A 15,604-nucleotide genomic window follows, 5' to 3' on the forward strand; every position below is an offset into this window, starting at 1 on the left:
ATTTTATGTATTATTTTGTGTAATTTATACTAAATTTAGCCGTTTTTGCTCTTTACTATCTTTTTTATAAGCTCTATATCACCGTTCATTGCTAGGCTCATGAAGCAAATGCCGTTTGCGCCAGCTTTTATGGCCTCTTTATAGTTCCCGCTGTCTAGTCCGCCAAGTGCGTAAATTTCTTTATCAAAGCTTTTTAGCTCACTTATAAAATTTACTCCTTTTGGCTCTAAACCCGCCTTGCAAGAGGTGGCAAATATATGAGAAGCAACGAGTACGTCAGCGATAGTGGCTGAAATTTTAGCTTGCTCTAGGTCGTGAGCTGGGGCGCAAATTTTAGCTGTTTTTCTAAATTCATCCAAAAAAACGCCGTGATTTTTAAAAAAATCAAGCTGCGATGAAGTGAGCCAAAAGTCGCTCTTTAGCTTGCAAGCTACGTCAAAAAATTGATTAATGATAAATTTCTTGCGGTAGTTTTCACAAATTTGAGCCACAACCCTAGCAAGATCGTAAAAATGAGCCTCACTTAGCCCCTTTGCACGAAGCAAAATTTCATCCACGCCAGCCTTGCAAAGTAGCTGTATCCTTTTTAAAAAGTCATCGCCCTCATAGCTTTCAAAGTCAGCCACGCAGAGAATTTTAAACATAGACATACTCGCTCATCAAGGGCTCTAAGCCGTTTGCTTTTATCATTGCTTTTATCTCATCCACGCTTCTGTCGTCACTTATCTCAAACTGCTCGTCGCCCTTTTTCTCTTCGCCGTGAGCGCCGATGCTCACTTTTACGCCAGCGCTTATCTTGTTTGCGGCGATTTTTACGGCGTTATCGCGAAATTTCGCCTTTTCTCTGGTTGAAATGGTTATGCTAGCTGTTGGCATGAAAATTCTATAAGCGCAGATCACTTGCAAAAGCTCGCGCTCGCCCACGTCACGGGGATTGATGCGGTCGTTGTTGATGATAGGGCGAAGTCTTGGGCATGAAAATGCGATCTCAGCGTGCGGATACTTTTTTTGAACTAAACTTGCGTGAAGTGCCGTCGCAAAGGCATCAAGCCTAAAGTCATCTATGCCAAGAAGTGCGGCAAAGCCAACTCCTCTCATGCCTCCAAGAAGCGCTCGCTCTTGTGCATTTAAGCGGTATGGGAAAATTCTTTTATTGCCACCAAGGTGGATTTTTTCATATTTTGTGGGATTGTAGGTCTCTTGAAAGACGGTCACGTAGTCTGCGCCACTTTTGTGAAGCAGGGCGTAGCCCTCAGAGTTTAGCGGGTAAATTTCAACCCCAACGACTTTAAAAAATTTCTTAGCCAAAGCGCAGGCATTTGCGATGTAAGCGACACTTGAGTTGGTCTCACTCTCGCCAGTTAGGATCAAAATTTCTTCTAAGCCGCTCTTTGAAATTTCTCTTAACTCCCTTGTGATCTCCTCGTCACTTAGCTTTGCTCTTTTTATATTATTTTTAGCGTTAAAACCGCAATAAACGCAGAGATTATCGCAGTAGTTTGCTATGTAAAGCGGGGTAAAAAGCGTGATGTTTGAGCCAAAATTTGCCCTTGTTTTTGCTTGAGCGAGTTTGGCTATTGGCTCTAAAAATGGCGCTGCAGCAGGCGAGAGCAGGGCTTTTAAATTTTCAAGTGAGCAGTGCTTTGCATTAAGAGCTGCTTTTACGTCCGCTTCGCTGTAAATTTCAGGCTTGTAGCTTGCTCGCTCTTTTAAAATCTCATCCATAATGTCGCTACCAACATCCTGCATGTGAGGTAGTAGCTGCATGTGGTCGGTTCTTGTAAATTTCATCAGTCTAAAAATCCAGTGAGCGGAGATGAGGCATTTGCGCTTTTGCTCTTTGCGCCAAAGCCTGCTAGATAGGCGTTGCGACCAGCGATGATCGCCTCTTTGAAGGCTTTTGCCATGAGCGGGATATTCTTAGATGAGGCGATGGCGGTGTTTGCCATGATCGCAGCTGCTCCCATCTCCATCGCTTCGCACGCTTGTGATGGCCTGCCAATGCCAGCATCAACGATGATCTGCGTATCAAGCTCGTTTATCAAAATTTCAATAATATCTTTAAAAACTAGCCCTTGGTTTGAGCCAATGGGCGCAGCTAGAGGCATTATGCAGCTTGCCCCTGCGCTTAGCATCGCTCTTGCGGCATTTAGATCTGGAAACATATATGGCATTGGCACAAAGCCGTCATTTGCCAAGGCTTCGCACGCTTTTATCGTTTCAGCGTTGTCTGGAAAGAGAAATTTAGAGTCAGTTATGATCTCTATCTTTACAAGCTCGCCACACCCAAGCTCACGTGCGAGCTGGGCGATGCGAACGGCCTCTTTGGCGTTTCTAGCGCCACTTGTGTTTGGCAAAAGCGTCACACCTTTTGGGATAAAGTCAAGTATATTTCGCTCTTTGCTCTCGTTTATGCGCCTAAGAGCAAGGGTTAGTATCTGCGCGCCAGCCTCGTTTATGGCTGAGTCGATGAGCTCGTGCGAGTACTTGCCAGAGCCAAGGATAAAGCGGCTTTGAAACTCCTTGCCGCCAAGGATCAAACTATCGCTTTGCACTTACGCCTCCAAGCCCATAAGTAGTCTAATGGCTAAATTTGCCTCGTGGTTTGCGCAGATCGCAACGCGCGGTGCCATTAGTCCTTGACCGATCTTCGCCTCGTTTGTGAGGTCGCCGCAAAGATAGACATTTTTGGCAAATTTTATAGTTTTTATGAGATTTGAGCTAAAGTATCCCGCCATGCCAGAGGCGCTGATGATTTTTTTATCTTTTAGGCTGGCACCAGCTTCGTTTAGTATCATCGCCTTGCCAGCGACGTTGTCAAAGGCTTCGCATAAAATTTCGCACTCGCCAAAGACGCTAGCCACGTTTTTTTCATCTAAAAATATATCGTGAGTTTCGACCTCGACAAAGGGATTGACGTCGTTTATCAGCTCTTTAAGCGCCTGCGTCTTTTTTGAGCCGATGTGGCGGACGAAATACTGCTGGCGGTTTAAGTTGCTTGGCTCAACGACGTCAAAGTCGGCAAGTACTAGCTTTTTTACGCCAACTCTTGCAAGGCTTAGTGCGATATTTGAGCCAAGGCCACCAAGTCCAGCCACGCCGATCACGGCTTTACTTAGGGCTAAATTTAGCTCAGGACTATTTCTTGAAGCGATCATTGAGCGTAAAATTTCACGCTCAGGCATCGCTCCACGCCTTATAAATACGACATTTGAGCCATCTTTTAGCTCGCTATCTTCTTTTATGGCAAAGCCATCAACGATAAAAATATCTGGCTTGGTTGCGTTAAATTTCTCTAAAAATTTATAAATTTCACTCTCTTTATCGCCAAGAGCGAGCTCTTTTAGCTCGCTAAGGCTTTTTACTGACACCTTAAATTTTGTGCCATTTAAAACTATCTCTATCATTTTCTCCTCATCCACCGCCAACTAAAGTGACGATCTCATAAGCTTTGCCCTCGCTCATGAAGCGCTCACGCCAAAGCTTTTTTGGCAAAATTTCTCCGTCTCGCTCAAGGGCTATAAATTTAAGCTCATAGCCATTTTGAGCTAAAAAATCATAAACATTTATATCGTTTTCAAGCTCGAAAATTTTGCCATTTACTCTAAATTTGATCATTAAATTTTGTAGCTTTTTACAAAATTTGCGATCCTCTCGATCGCTCTTTTTATGCTCTCGATGTCTGTTGCAAAGGAAATTCTAAAGTATCCATCCATACCAAAGCCAACTCCTGGCACGGTCGCTACATTTACCTCTTCAAGCATTTTTTTGCAAAATCTAAGTGAGTCGCTATCTACATCTTTGCATTTTACAAATAGATAAAACGCGCCATCAGGCTTAACTACGCTTAGCCCAGGGATAGCATTTATCATCTCAACTGCCACGTCGCGTCTTTTTTCATACTCTTTTCTCATGTTTTCGATGTCTTCGTCAGTTTCGCCTAGAAGCGATGGGATAGCGCCTATTTGCACGATTGAGCTGATGTTGCTTGTGCTTTGGCTTTGAAGCTTTTTGATGCCAGCAATTAGCCAGTCCATCGGGCTTGCTATATAGCCAAATCTCCAGCCAGGCATCGCGCCACACTTGCTTAGTCCGTTTATCGTAACTGTTCTTTTAAAAAGATCATCACTTACAGAGGCTACGGCGTGAAATTCTTTGCCATAGATCACTTTTTCATAAATTTCATCGCTTGTGATGATGATGTCAGTGCCCTTTAAAACCTCGCCAAATGCCGCGATCTCCTCTTTTGTATATACGGCCCCAGTTGGATTTATCGGGTGATTTAGCGAAAAGACTTTCGTTTTTGGCGTGATCGCTTTTTTTAGCTGCTCGGCTGTGACTTTGAAATTTGTGCTCTCGTCTGCTTCGATAAAGACAGGCACGCCGCCACAAAATTTAACGATCTCAGGGTAGCTCACCCAGTATGGAGATGGGATGATGACCTCGTCACCTGGGTTGATAAGCGCTTGAAATACATTAAAAAGTGAGTGTTTTGCACCGATGTTTGTGACGATTTGATTTGCTTTGTAGTCAAGTCCGTTATCTCTTTTTAGCTTTGCTCTAATGGCATCAATGACCTCAGGCAAACCTGGTACTGGCGTGTATTTGCCGCTTTTGCTATCGTTATCAAGTGCGTTTTTTACAGTTTCTCTTATCTTTTTTGGAGTCATAAAGTCAGGCTCACCAGCTGAAAGTGAGATCACGTCGATGCCAGCAGCCTTCATCTCTTTGGCCTTTGTGCTGATCGCGATTGTGATTGACTCGCTCAATGTTTGCATTCTGTTTGCTAGTTGCATTTTCGTCCTTTTTAGTTGATTGTCTTTAAGTAGCTATTGTCATTTAAAAATAGATAAAGTTCGCCCAAAATTTGCTTCTTTTGTGTTTCGTTTATCAGAGTTGATTTCTCTAAGCGCTCATTTAGAGTGTCTTGGATCTCGTAGATATCGTAGTCCATGTCCTCCATGATATCAAGGATCGACTGGCTCTCTAGTAAATTTGTGATCTTGTAGCCATCGCTTGTTATCTCCACGGTAGCTTCTGTTGGATGAGTAAAGAGGTTGTGCTTCATGCCGATCACCTCTTGATATGCGCCAACTAGGAAAAATCCCAAGAAATAATCCTCCTTTTCCACATCCACGTCGTGCAAAAGTAGCGGATTTTTCTCGTCATCATAGCTGATCTCGCCGTCGCTATCGCATGTGATATCCCAGATCGAAGCTGGCAGAGTAGGGCGCTCATCTAGCCTGTCAAGCGGCATGATAGGGAAATTTTGCTTTAGACCCCAAAAGTCTGGCAAGCTTTGAAAGATCGAGAAATTTAGCAGGTATCTCTCTTGAACCTCTTTTTGAATTTTAGTTAGATCGCTTGAGTTGCTCTTGTTGCCAAGCATCACGACAGCTTTTTTGCTAATGAGCCTTAAAAGCACCTCTGCGTTTGATCTATCTTGCAAATCGACATAGCCTAGGTCAAAAAGCGTGAGGATGCTCTCGGTGTGGTGGATAGCGTCGTGCAGGTACTCTAGGGCGTTTGAAGGCTTGATTGACTTGTAAAGATCAACTAGCTCGGTTATTAAATTTGGATTGTTTTTCTTTAAATTTAGCTTCTCTTCGGTGTATTCTTGAGAAAATAGCTCAAGCACAGGAGCGACTAAAAGTGCGTGAGAAGCGGCGATATAGCGACCTGACTCTATGAAAATATCTGGCTCGATCTCCTTTTTTTGCTCGCTTATAGTTTTAAGCATATAAACAACGTCGTTTGCGTATTCGTTTAGCGTGTAGTTTCTGCTGCTCTCCTCTTTAAACTGCGAGTACTCGATCGCAAGGCCGCCACCTAAATTTATCGCTTTTAAATTTGTTGCGCCCATTTTTCTAAGCTCAGCGTAGATGTTGCCAGCCTCGATGAGTGCTTTTTTGAGCGGATGGATCTCGCTTATTTGAGAGCCGATGTGAAAGTGTATCATTGTGAAGTTTTCAAGTAAATTTGCCTTTTTTAGCATCTTTACAGCTTCTATTAGCTCGGTTGATGTTAGTCCAAATTTAGAGTGTATGCCTCCACTTTTTGCCCAGAGTCCTGAGCCTGTCGAGTGCAGTCTTACTCTAAGTCCGATCTTTGGTTTTGGTTTAAAGCGCTCTTTTGCGATGGCGATTATCGCTTCAAGCTCGTTTAAGCCCTCGATCGTTAGCGTGATGTTATGCCCCATTTCAGCAGCGATAAAGCCTATGTTTATCATCTCTTTATCTTTAAAGCCATTTACCGTTATAGGCGCTTTGTCGTTGTTATAAGCCATTGTTAAAAGTAGCTCAGCCTTGCTACCAGCCTCAAGGCCGTAGTTGTAGGGCTTGCCAAGGCGTACTAGGTTTTTTACAAAGCCTGGATATTGATTGACCTTGAGCGGAAAAACGGCGTTAAAGCTGCCTTTGTAGGCAAACTCTTTCTTTGCCTTTGCAAAGCTTGCGTGGATCTGCTCGATCTGTTTTTGAATAAGGTGCGGAAAGCGAAGTAGTAGCGGCCCTCTATAGCCATCGTCTCTTATCTCTTTAACGATGTCGATGATCGCTGGCTTGCTAGCTTCGTTTATGCAGACTTTGCCATCTTCTATCACAAAATTTGAATTGCCCCAAATGCTAAGTCCAAAATCATTCATCCCAGCTCCTTTTCAAGCTCATCTAAATTTATCGTTTTTTCATCTTTGGTCTCTAAATTTTTATACCAAATTTTATTCTCTTTCATCTCGTTTTCGCCCACACAAAGGAAAATTTTTGCATTTTTATTGTCGGCATTTTGCAGATGTTTTTGGAGTTTTTTAGCTTCATAAGAAATTTCAACCTGATATTTTTTGCGAAGTTTTGAGCCAAGATTATAGATAAAATCAACATTTGCCGCATCAAGCGCGCAAAGATAAACTCCGTCTCGCTCATCACCAGCTTCACCTAAAATTTCCATTATCCTCTCAACGCCCATCGCAAAGCCAACGCCATAACTTGCTCTACCGCCAAGATACTCAACGAGCCTGTCGTATCTGCCGCCACCTGCGACTGCACTTTGTGAGCCGATCTCGTTGCTGATAAACTCAAACGCCGTCTTGCAGTAGTAGTCTAGCCCACGAACGAGCTTAGTGTCTATCTCAAATTTAACGCCATTTGCCGTTAAAATTTCTTGCAGTTTTGTAAAATCAGCCTGCGCCTCGCAGCTTAAGCTATCAGTTATGACTGGAGCATTTTTGTAAATTTCTTGGCAGCTCTCAACCTTGCAGTCAAGCACGCGGATAGGGTTTAAAAGCTTGCGTCTTTTGCAGTCTTCGCAAATTTTTTCATCGTTTTCATCTAGAAATTTAACAAGTTTTTCTTTGTAAGACTTCATCGAGCTCTCGTCGCCAAGCGAGTTTATCTTTAGGGTTGTTTTTATATTTAGTCTGTTAAAAATTTCGCTCACCATTAAGATAATGCTCGCATCCTCATAGACGCTGCCCTCGCCAAAGCACTCACAGCCAAACTGGTGAAACTCCCTTAAACGGCCTTTTTGTGGGCGCTCGTAGCGAAACATCGAGCCGTGATAAAAGCAGCGTTTTGTCACATTTGCCCTGTCGAGTTTTGCCTCGATAAAGGCTCTAACCACGCCAGCCGTGCCCTCAGGACGCAAGCAAACGTCGTTGCCGCCTTTGTCTTCAAACTGATACATCTCTTTGCCCACGATGTCACTGCTCTCGCCGACACTTCTTTTAAAAAGCGCCGTCTCCTCGAGGTGTGGGGTCAAAATTTGCTCATATCCGTAGTTTTTTGCGACTTCCTCGCAAGTTTTGATTATCTGTGCGTAAAGTTTTGCGCGAGCTGGAAGCATATCTTTCATGCCACGAAGTGCCGTTATCATCGCATTATCCTTTTTGTTTTTTGTGATTTTACTTAAAATTTATAAAATTTTCTATCTCTTTTGAAATTAGCTCTATGCTTTTAGATGCGTCTATAAAAAGCGTTTCAAAGCCATTTTTGATAAGAATTTGCTTCATCAGGCTTTGCACTTTTAAAAGATACTCTAGCCCACGAGCCTCGATCTTATCGCTTGTGCCTCTATTTTTTAGACGAGAGCTTATAAGCTCATGACTTGCTTCAAAAAAGATGATCTTATCTGCAAATTTATCATTTAGTGCAAATTTATTAAGCTCTAAAAGCACGTTTTCGTTTAAGTTTTCATCATTTGCCAAAGCATAGGCGATGCCAGAGATAAAGCCTCTGTCACTTAAAATGAGCCTGCCTAAATTTGGAGCGACCAGCTTTTCAAAATGCTCAGCCCTGTCAGCTAAAAAGAGTAAAATTTCAGCCCTTTTGCCTATTTTTATGCTTGAGCTTAGTAAAATTTCACGTAAATTTTCACCAAGCTTTGTGCCGCCTGGCTCTTTTGTGACGATGGCATCGCTAAATTTAGAAGCTAAAATTTCTATCTGCGTGCTCTTACCAACGCCGTCAATGCCCTCAAACAAAACATACATTTTACGCCTTTAAATTTTTAAGAATTTTTGCTGGCACTAGGTTGCTTACGTCGCCGTCGTGGCGCAAGACTGAGCGGACGATCGAGCTTGAGATGAAGGCGTTATTTAAGCTTGGCATAAGATAAACCGTCTCAAATTCGTCCCAAAGTGCAGCGTTTGCGTAACCGATTTGTAGCTCGTATTCAAAGTCACTAACCGCGCGAAGCCCCCTGATGACGGTGTTTATGTCATGCGACTTAGCAAAATCAACAAGTAAGTTATCAAAACCAAGCACACTTACATTGCCAAGCTCGCAAACTGCCTCTTTTGCCATCTCTATGCGTTTTTCATGTGCGAACATAGGCTGTTTGCTGTCACTTTTTGCAACTGCGACGATTACCTTGTCAAAAATTTTCGTAGCCCTTATGATAACGTCTAAATGGCCGTTTGTTATAGGGTCAAAGGTCCCTGGATAGATGCAAGATTTTTTCAAATTTGCCACCTTTTGTAAAGATTATTTTCGATTTTTAAGGCATCAAGCCACTTACCGATGATGAAATTCTCCATATCAAGAAGGCTCTTTATACCTGCGTAGTAGCCTAAAACTGGCGGAGCGATGGTAGCTCCAAGAGATGAGAGCAGCTGCATCTGAGAGAGTGCGATCGTAGAAAATGGCATCTCTCTAACTCCCAAAACTAGGGTTTGTCTCTCTTTTAGCGCGACACTTGCAGCTCTTGTGATGAGTGTGTCGCTTATGCCATTTGCAACTTTTGCTAGCGTGTTGGTAGAGCAGGGCGCTATGATCATGGCATCCGTGCCAAACGAGCCAGAAGCTGGACCTGCGCTAAGGTCTTGATCATCATAAATTTTTACGCCAAGATCATCTAAATTTAGCTTCAAATTTTCTTCAGCTTCTAAGACCTTCATAGCATTTTTACTAACTATGACATGCGCCTCACAACTATCTTTGGCGGCATTTACTAGCTTTAGAAAAAGCCCAGCCCCGCTTGCTCCAGTGGCTGCAAAAACTACCTTTTTCATCTGATAATTGCCTCATCTTTGCCTGAAACTGTGGCCTGTAAAATTTTATTTTCTCTTGTTCTTATCTTTATCATATCGCCTAAATTTCCATCTTCAAGTGCCTTTACTTCAGCGATTATCTTGACGCCACCTTCGCTTAAAACTGCATTTAGCATTTGACCTTTTTTGACTAAACTAATGGCGTTAAACTGACGTTTGGTTAAAATTTCTCCGCTTCTTATCTGCACTTTTGTGACAAGAGTTGAGGCGCTAAGTCCAAAGAGTGCGTCACGCGGCCATTTGCTAAACTCGATCATCGTTGGTTGGTAGTCAAGCAAGCTTAAAATGTGGTTTGTGTTCATTGAGTTTATAGCGATGAAAACTGGCATTTTGGCGTTAAAGCTAAATTTAAAATAAAGGCTCTTTAAGCTTAGATCAACGTCCTCAAATGAGGCTCTAAAGACGCCTTTTTGGCTATTTTGATCGTTTAAAAATATATTTTTAAAAACTAAGTCTTTGAAATTTGCTGGGAGTTTGTTTTGCGGACTGATGCTAAGATCGCTCACGCTGATGCCTGGGTACTCGTTGCTGATCTCTCTTAGAAATTGCATCTGAATTTCATCCATGATAGAGCAGTTTTTCACAAAAGCCACGCTACCACCGCTTTTGTCATTATATGTTTTAAAATTTGCTGTTAGAATTTCATAGAGCTTTTTACTGTCTATCTTGGCAGCTCTTTTGCTCTCTAAGTTTAAAATTTCATTGTCTTCGCCTTCAAAGCCAAAAGTGCTGAGTGAAATTTGATCATTTACGACGCAATACATCGGATAGATGCTGACTTCATTTGCTAAAAGTTTTGTGGAAAATAAAAAAATGAGTATAAAAAAGATGGAGCGGGAAACGAGATTCGAACTCGCGACCCCAACCTTGGCAAGGTTGTGCTCTACCCCTGAGCTATTCCCGCAATCAAAATGAAGTCCGCATTTTATCAGATTGTTTTTCATTTGTCAAGGATTATGGAAGCTTTATAAGTGAAATTTCACTATTTTGTAAAATTTCACCTTGATCAGGGCTAGTTATCAACACAAAATCACTCTTTAATATATGGTTTATCATGCCTGAGCCATATTTTCCGCCGTCAGTTGCTACAAATTTGCCATCAGCTACATTGCCAAAAACCGCATTTGCTCTGCCTGATTTTACCTTTAAATTTTCGCTATTTATAGCTTTTTGCGTCACAAAACACTCGCTTTTTAGAAGTGGCAAAACAAGCATCATCGTGCAAAGATAAGCAGCCATAGGGTTGCCAGGCAAGATAAAAACAAGCCTGCCATCTTTTTCATAAGCCTTGCAAGGTCTGCCAGGTCTTATGTCAAGGTGCGAGAAAATTTCATCGTATCCAAGCTCGCTTAGGGCTATCTTCATAAAGTCAGCCTCACCAGCGCTCGCTCCACCAGAGCAGATAACGATGTCGTAGTTTGCAGCGTTTAAAAATGCCTGTTTTACAGCACTTAGCTCATCTTTTATGATGCCAAGATATGAGCTTTTTTGACCGATTGAGCTTAAAAGTGCTGTGATTCCAAGTGCGTTTGCGTTGTAAATTTCATCCTCGCTAGCTCTTTGCCAAGGCTCGATGATCTCATTTCCGCTTGAGTAAATTCCAACACTAGGCTGCTTTTTAACTTCTATAAAGCTTATGCCCTGAGCTGCAAGCATCATCACGCTTCTTGTGTTTAAAATTTCGCCACTTTTTAGTAAAATTTCACCAACTTTTGTCTCTTCGCCTTTAAATCGGTAAGCCTCGCCTTTTTTAAGCTTAGCTGGCGCTTTTACAAACTCGCCCTCAACCACGCAGTCTTCAAATCTCATGACCGTGTCAGAGCCTTTTGGCATCTTTGCGCCAGTCATTATCTTCACGCATTCGTTTTTGCCGATAGCTAGCTGCTCTTTATCGCCTGCAAAGGCACTTGCGATGATCTTATAAGGTTCATCTTTTTCATCAAATTTAACAGCAAATCCATCAAGCGCTGAGTTATCAAAGCAGGGCAGGTCTTTGACCGCTATCACGTCATTTGCTAAGGTTTTGCCAAGAGTCTCACTAATGGGTAAAATTTCGCTCTCATTTTTTGGTTTAAATTTAGCTTTTAAAGCCTCAAGTGCGTCATTTACTAGCATTTTTACTCCTCAAGCCTAACAATTTTTGCCCCAAGGCTTTTAAATTTCTCCTCCAGCCTCTCATAACCTCTATCAAGGTGGTAAATTCTATGCACCAAGCTCTCGCCATTTGCGATAAGAGCGGCTAGTATTAGCGCTGAGCTTGCTCTAAGATCAGTCGCCATGACATCAGCTGCATTTAAATTTGCAGGAGCATAAACGCTTGCGATGTGACCATTTAGGCGGATATCAGCGCCCATTCTAGCTAGCTCACTAACGTGCATAAATCGGTTTTCAAAAAGCCTCTCATCTATCGTGCTAACGCCATTTGCCGCAAGACAAAGCGCCATAAACTGAGCCTGCATATCGGTTGGAAAGCCTGGATACTCAGTCGTTCTTATCTCGATCGGTTTTATCTCATTTGTCGGCAAAATCGTGATCTTATCGCCGTCTATTTCGATGCCAAAGCCCATCTCTTCAAATTTATTTAAAATGGCTGTCATGTGCGCAGCATTTGCTCTTGTGACTGAAATTTTGCTATTTGTGATAGCTCCAGCGCAAAGGTATGTGCCAGCCTCGATCCTATCAGGGATGACCTCGATATCGCAAATTTCAAGCAGTTTTTGACCGCTGCCAGTGATCTTTAGCTCGCTCGTGCCGATGCCTTCGATCTTAACGCCACTTCTTGCTAAAATTTCACAAATTTGCACCACTTCAGGCTCAAGCGCGACGTTAAAAAGCTCTGTCGTGCCGTGAGCTAGAGCTGCTGCCATGATGATGTTTTCGCTGCCAGTTACGGTGATCTTGTCAAAAACTATCTTTGCGCCTTTTAGTCCATTTGGCGCGGTTGCAACAACGTAGCCTTGCTTTATCTCGATATTTGCGCCCATTTTCTCAAGTGCGCTTAGGTGCAGATCTATTGGTCTTTGTCCGATCGCACAGCCTCCAGGAAGGCTCACTTCGCAGTGTCCAAAGCGCGCTAGAAGCGGACCAAGCGTCAAGATAGAAGCGCGCATCTTTCTAACGATGTCGTAGTTTGCCGTGGTTGAATTTACGCTGCTCGTGTCGATACTTAGTGAGTTTTCATCTTTAAATTCGCACTTTGCTCCAAGATTAACAAGCAACTGGCAAAGCGTCTTTATGTCAGCGACATTTGGGATATTTGTTAAATTTATCTTATTTTTAGCAAGTAAGGTTAGGGCGATGATAGGTAGGGCGGCATTTTTGGCTCCGCTGATCTTTACTTCGCCGCTTAATTTGGCATTGCCTTCTATTTTTAGATAGTGCATCATTATTTTTTGCCTTAAGAAAATATATTTTTTGCCGATTATATTGTTTTTAAACTTAGAGTAAAGAAAACAGGGCGCTATTTTCGCTTTATTTACATTTAAGAGTTAAAATTACGAAAATTAATTATTTTGGATAAAAATATGTTAAGTTTAATAAATAAAAGAATATTTTTTGCACTTTGTATCGCACTTTTTACAGGTTGTTCTTTCACTTCAAACGAGCCTAAAATCCCACAAAATGACTACAATCAAACTGCTTCTACAAACGAAGACTTTAGCAGGCAAGCTTCTGGTGAGCTTTTCGACGAAGATGACGACAGAGCTGATAAAGAATTTGGTTCATTTTTTAAAAAATACTTAAATACTAGAGCAGGGGGCGACTGCTCAGGCTTCGTCTCTATCGTTAATGCAAAATATAAAAATATGTATTTTGATGAAAAAACTATCAATAACTACTACAGCAAGGGTGGCAGAAAGTCAAAAGCCATCTACAACTTCTATGAAAGCCAAAATTTGATCACTCATAAAAATCCAAAAAAAGGCGATCTTATCTTCTTTTCAAACACCCTTGGTAAAGGCATACAAAAAAATAAAGACAAGAAAAACGTCACTCACGTCGGCATCGTAACGGCCATACTCCCAGATGAGACGGTCAAATTTATCCACAACTCTGGCGGCAGGATCATCCACAGCTATATGAATTTAAAACAAAAAAATACGCATCTAAAGGGCGACAAAGAGATAAATAGCTACGTTGTAAGGTGCTCAAACGCTAGCTGCCTAGCGGCAAACAGATTTGCTGGATATGGCAAAGCTAAGTAGCACAGCTACATTTGCACTTATCCTTTTAAATTTAGCTGCATTTTTTGGTATCACCTTTTTGCACTCGCGTGAGCTATGGCTCGCGCTTGGTTTAAACATCTATTTTTTAGAAAAACTCTATTTATTTCAGCCCCTCACATCTATCTTTATGCACGCAGGCACAGGTCACTTGCTCATGAATATGATCTTTTTATATCAAGTTGGCACGATGAGTGAGCTATATCTTGGCACGAAAAAATTTATCATTTTTTATATTGTTGGCGGCGTTTTGACGCAAATTTTAAGCTTTATTTATATATATTTTGCATTTGAAAATGAGAAATTTATAAATTTAGTCGGTGCAAGCGGCGCTTTGTGTATGCTCTTTGGCATGCTGGCGACCTCGGTGCTTTACTCAGATAAAAAGGCGTGGTTTGGCTACTTTGCTATCGTTGTTGCCATGAGCTTTTTGCCGCTACTTATAGGCATAAATGTCGCATGGTACGCGCATTTTATAGGCTGGGGCATTGGCTGTTTGTATGCTAAATTTTACTTAAAGAGAGCAGATGAGATTTTTTGATGAGATCTGGGACATTTTAAACGAGGGCGACGTGGAGCTTAAATTTTTAAAATTTGAGCTGTTTTACGAGAAATTTAGATCAAATTTAGATATTTGTTTTGATGAAATTTCTGCGCCAAATGAGCTAACTACCCCATGCTACACTAAATTTTGCGACGTCGTTAGCATGAAAGAGCTAAACAAAAAGGTAAAACCAAAAGATAAAAACCTAAATTTTATTCACTCGGTCGCTCACATCGAGTTTAGCGCCATTGACATCGCGCTTGATGCTTGTTATAGATTTAGAGGGCTGCCAAGGGAGTTTTACGAGGACTGGTTGGAGGTGGCTGAGGATGAGATCAGGCACTTTTGCATGATAGAAAATTTACTCACAAAGCAGGGCGGCAGATACGGTGAGCTAAGCGTGCATGATGGCCTATTTATCGCACTTCAAAAGACTTCAGATAGGCTTACTAGCCGCATGGCGCTACTACCAAGATATATGGAGGCAAACGGGCTTGATGCAAACGCTCACATCATCAAAAGGCTAGAAGCTGAGGGCGGGCAAGAAGAGCTCATAGAGTGCCTAAAAGTCATCTTAAAAGAGGAAGTCTCTCACGTTTATAAGGGTGATAAGTGGTTTAAATTTGCCTGCAAAAAAGAGGGCGTCGATGAGAAAAGCTACTTTGACATCATCTTAAATTTATATCCAAATTCATTTAAAAGCATTAGAGATATCAACGAAAAGGACCGCTTAAAGGCTGGATTTAGCAAGGAAGAGCTTAGTTGGATAAAGAATTTCTCAAAGGAGAGATCATGAGCAAAATTTACTTCATAAGGCACGCAAAAGCAGTTGATGAGAACAAAGACGGCGCAAAAGATGCTTCAAGAGAGCTTAGCCAGAAAGGCAAAGAGGACGCTAAATTTATGGCCAGCAGGCTAAAAATGTATGATGTGATGCCAGGAGCTATCTTTTCAAGCAGTGCTAAAAGATGCGAGCAAACAGCAAAAATCATCGCTAAAACTTTAAAATTTAAAGAAAAATCCATAGAGATAAAAGATGAGCTTTACGACATAAGCTTTGAAGATCTGTTGGAATTTGTAAGAAATTTAGACAAAAATTTAGATGAAATTTTCATCATCACGCACAATCCAAGCATAACAGAAATTTGCGAATATCTAAGCGACTCATCGATCGATAATATCCCAACGTCAGGCATTTTTTGCATTGAGTTTGAGTCTGAATTTAAAGAGCTAAAAGAGGGCAGTGCAAAAGCTTTGTTTTTTGACCACCCAAAGAAACATCAAAGATAAGCTAAA

18 protein-coding genes and 1 tRNA gene are annotated in these 15,604 nt (G+C 41.8%); 4 read left to right on the forward strand and 15 right to left on the reverse strand.

Features of this window, described 5'->3' with window-relative positions:
• Nucleotides 1-35: 35 nt before the first annotated feature.
• The 15 genes from CVS89_RS05030 to murA all read right to left on the reverse strand — a co-directional run bounded on the left by CVS89_RS05030 (nucleotide 36) and on the right by murA (nucleotide 12,927).
• A complete protein-coding gene (locus tag CVS89_RS05030) occupies nucleotides 36-644 on the reverse strand; it encodes a thiamine phosphate synthase (protein WP_107847876.1) in 609 nt (202 codons plus the stop codon).
• Nucleotides 637-1,791 (reverse strand): 2-iminoacetate synthase ThiH, encoded by a 1,155-nt coding sequence (gene thiH / locus CVS89_RS05035; RefSeq protein WP_021089135.1) that lies wholly within the window; start codon nucleotides 1,789-1,791, stop codon nucleotides 637-639. Before thiH ends, CVS89_RS05030 begins: the two co-directional genes overlap by 8 nt.
• Nucleotides 1,791-2,555: a thiazole synthase gene (locus CVS89_RS05040; protein ID WP_107847877.1), complete on the reverse strand. Its 765-nt coding sequence runs from the start codon at nucleotides 2,553-2,555 to the stop codon at nucleotides 1,791-1,793. The genes thiH and CVS89_RS05040 overlap by 1 nt, the downstream gene beginning before the upstream one ends.
• Nucleotides 2,556-3,407, reverse strand: coding sequence for a sulfur carrier protein ThiS adenylyltransferase ThiF (thiF, locus tag CVS89_RS05045; protein WP_107847878.1), 852 nt, complete (start codon nucleotides 3,405-3,407; stop codon nucleotides 2,556-2,558).
• Between the two features lie 7 nt (nucleotides 3,408-3,414).
• Nucleotides 3,415-3,618, reverse strand: a complete 204-nt coding sequence (gene thiS, locus CVS89_RS05050; RefSeq protein WP_021092363.1) for a sulfur carrier protein ThiS — start codon at nucleotides 3,616-3,618, stop codon at nucleotides 3,415-3,417.
• On the reverse strand, nucleotides 3,618-4,796 hold the full coding sequence (locus tag CVS89_RS05055) for a pyridoxal phosphate-dependent aminotransferase (RefSeq protein ID WP_107847879.1): 1,179 nt from the start codon (nucleotides 4,794-4,796) through the stop codon (nucleotides 3,618-3,620). The genes thiS and CVS89_RS05055 overlap by 1 nt, the downstream gene beginning before the upstream one ends.
• Nucleotides 4,797-4,807: 11 nt before the next feature.
• Complete coding sequence (gene speA, locus CVS89_RS05060; RefSeq protein WP_103558040.1) at nucleotides 4,808-6,643, reverse strand: biosynthetic arginine decarboxylase; 1,836 nt, start codon at nucleotides 6,641-6,643, stop codon at nucleotides 4,808-4,810.
• The gene (gene hisS / locus CVS89_RS05065) at nucleotides 6,640-7,866 is read right to left on the reverse strand and encodes a histidine--tRNA ligase (RefSeq protein ID WP_107847880.1); all 1,227 of its coding nucleotides are present in this window, start codon (nucleotides 7,864-7,866) and stop codon (nucleotides 6,640-6,642) included. Before hisS ends, speA begins: the two co-directional genes overlap by 4 nt.
• Nucleotides 7,867-7,894: 28 nt before the next feature.
• A complete protein-coding gene (gene tmk, locus CVS89_RS05070; protein WP_107847881.1) occupies nucleotides 7,895-8,482 on the reverse strand; it encodes a dTMP kinase in 588 nt (195 codons plus the stop codon).
• A gap of 1 nt (nucleotide 8,483) precedes the next feature.
• Nucleotides 8,484-8,954 (reverse strand): pantetheine-phosphate adenylyltransferase, encoded by a 471-nt coding sequence (coaD, locus tag CVS89_RS05075; RefSeq protein ID WP_107847882.1) that lies wholly within the window; start codon nucleotides 8,952-8,954, stop codon nucleotides 8,484-8,486.
• Complete coding sequence (locus CVS89_RS05080; RefSeq protein ID WP_103614000.1) at nucleotides 8,951-9,502, reverse strand: UbiX family flavin prenyltransferase; 552 nt, start codon at nucleotides 9,500-9,502, stop codon at nucleotides 8,951-8,953. Before CVS89_RS05080 ends, coaD begins: the two co-directional genes overlap by 4 nt.
• Nucleotides 9,499-10,305 (reverse strand): flagellar basal body P-ring formation chaperone FlgA, encoded by an 807-nt coding sequence (gene flgA, locus CVS89_RS05085; RefSeq protein ID WP_107847883.1) that lies wholly within the window; start codon nucleotides 10,303-10,305, stop codon nucleotides 9,499-9,501. The genes CVS89_RS05080 and flgA overlap by 4 nt, the downstream gene beginning before the upstream one ends.
• Before the next feature lie 65 nt (nucleotides 10,306-10,370).
• Nucleotides 10,371-10,445 (reverse strand) — tRNA-Gly (locus CVS89_RS05090).
• Nucleotides 10,446-10,495: 50 nt separating this feature from the next.
• Nucleotides 10,496-11,656, reverse strand: coding sequence for a molybdopterin molybdotransferase MoeA (locus tag CVS89_RS05095; RefSeq protein ID WP_107790665.1), 1,161 nt, complete (start codon nucleotides 11,654-11,656; stop codon nucleotides 10,496-10,498).
• A 2-nt stretch (nucleotides 11,657-11,658) separates the two neighbouring features.
• Nucleotides 11,659-12,927: a UDP-N-acetylglucosamine 1-carboxyvinyltransferase gene (gene murA / locus CVS89_RS05100; protein WP_103642061.1), complete on the reverse strand. Its 1,269-nt coding sequence runs from the start codon at nucleotides 12,925-12,927 to the stop codon at nucleotides 11,659-11,661.
• Between the two features lie 138 nt (nucleotides 12,928-13,065).
• Here murA and CVS89_RS05105 point away from each other — a divergent pair, with 138 nt between their 5' ends.
• Genes CVS89_RS05105 through CVS89_RS05120 form a run of 4 tightly spaced genes read left to right on the forward strand, consistent with a single transcriptional unit; the run spans nucleotide 13,066 to nucleotide 15,598 of the window.
• Nucleotides 13,066-13,746, forward strand: a complete 681-nt coding sequence (locus CVS89_RS05105; protein ID WP_107847884.1) for an NlpC/P60 family protein — start codon at nucleotides 13,066-13,068, stop codon at nucleotides 13,744-13,746.
• Nucleotides 13,730-14,305, forward strand: a complete 576-nt coding sequence (locus CVS89_RS05110; protein ID WP_107847885.1) for a rhomboid family intramembrane serine protease — start codon at nucleotides 13,730-13,732, stop codon at nucleotides 14,303-14,305. The genes CVS89_RS05105 and CVS89_RS05110 overlap by 17 nt, the downstream gene beginning before the upstream one ends.
• On the forward strand, nucleotides 14,292-15,104 hold the full coding sequence (locus tag CVS89_RS05115) for a ferritin-like domain-containing protein (protein ID WP_103613045.1): 813 nt from the start codon (nucleotides 14,292-14,294) through the stop codon (nucleotides 15,102-15,104). The genes CVS89_RS05110 and CVS89_RS05115 overlap by 14 nt, the downstream gene beginning before the upstream one ends.
• A complete protein-coding gene (locus CVS89_RS05120) occupies nucleotides 15,101-15,598 on the forward strand; it encodes a SixA phosphatase family protein (RefSeq protein ID WP_107847886.1) in 498 nt (165 codons plus the stop codon). Before CVS89_RS05115 ends, CVS89_RS05120 begins: the two co-directional genes overlap by 4 nt.
• Nucleotides 15,599-15,604: the final 6 nt, after the last annotated feature.

Origin of the sequence: Campylobacter concisus (assembly GCF_003048615.2) — a bacterium.
In the GTDB taxonomy this organism is placed as follows: Bacteria; Campylobacterota; Campylobacteria; order Campylobacterales; family Campylobacteraceae; genus Campylobacter_A; species Campylobacter_A concisus_C.

Coding starts and splice junctions, on each gene's coding strand:
- hisS (WP_107847880.1), bottom strand. CDS start 7,866: ATGATAACGGCACTTCGTGGCATGAAAGATATGCTTCCAGCTCGCGCA.
- CVS89_RS05105 (WP_107847884.1), top strand. CDS start 13,066: ATGTTAAGTTTAATAAATAAAAGAATATTTTTTGCACTTTGTATCGCA.
- CVS89_RS05120 (WP_107847886.1), top strand. CDS start 15,101: ATGAGCAAAATTTACTTCATAAGGCACGCAAAAGCAGTTGATGAGAAC.
- flgA (WP_107847883.1), bottom strand. CDS start 10,305: ATGTATTGCGTCGTAAATGATCAAATTTCACTCAGCACTTTTGGCTTT.
- CVS89_RS05080 (WP_103614000.1), bottom strand. CDS start 9,502: ATGAAAAAGGTAGTTTTTGCAGCCACTGGAGCAAGCGGGGCTGGGCTT.
- CVS89_RS05110 (WP_107847885.1), top strand. CDS start 13,730: ATGGCAAAGCTAAGTAGCACAGCTACATTTGCACTTATCCTTTTAAAT.
- thiS (WP_021092363.1), bottom strand. CDS start 3,618: ATGATCAAATTTAGAGTAAATGGCAAAATTTTCGAGCTTGAAAACGAT.
- CVS89_RS05095 (WP_107790665.1), bottom strand. CDS start 11,656: ATGCTAGTAAATGACGCACTTGAGGCTTTAAAAGCTAAATTTAAACCA.
- speA (WP_103558040.1), bottom strand. CDS start 6,643: ATGAATGATTTTGGACTTAGCATTTGGGGCAATTCAAATTTTGTGATA.
- CVS89_RS05115 (WP_103613045.1), top strand. CDS start 14,292: ATGAGATTTTTTGATGAGATCTGGGACATTTTAAACGAGGGCGACGTG.
- murA (WP_103642061.1), bottom strand. CDS start 12,927: ATGATGCACTATCTAAAAATAGAAGGCAATGCCAAATTAAGCGGCGAA.
- tmk (WP_107847881.1), bottom strand. CDS start 8,482: ATGTATGTTTTGTTTGAGGGCATTGACGGCGTTGGTAAGAGCACGCAG.
- CVS89_RS05030 (WP_107847876.1), bottom strand. CDS start 644: ATGTTTAAAATTCTCTGCGTGGCTGACTTTGAAAGCTATGAGGGCGAT.
- CVS89_RS05055 (WP_107847879.1), bottom strand. CDS start 4,796: ATGCAACTAGCAAACAGAATGCAAACATTGAGCGAGTCAATCACAATC.
- thiH (WP_021089135.1), bottom strand. CDS start 1,791: ATGAAATTTACAAGAACCGACCACATGCAGCTACTACCTCACATGCAG.
- thiF (WP_107847878.1), bottom strand. CDS start 3,407: ATGATAGAGATAGTTTTAAATGGCACAAAATTTAAGGTGTCAGTAAAA.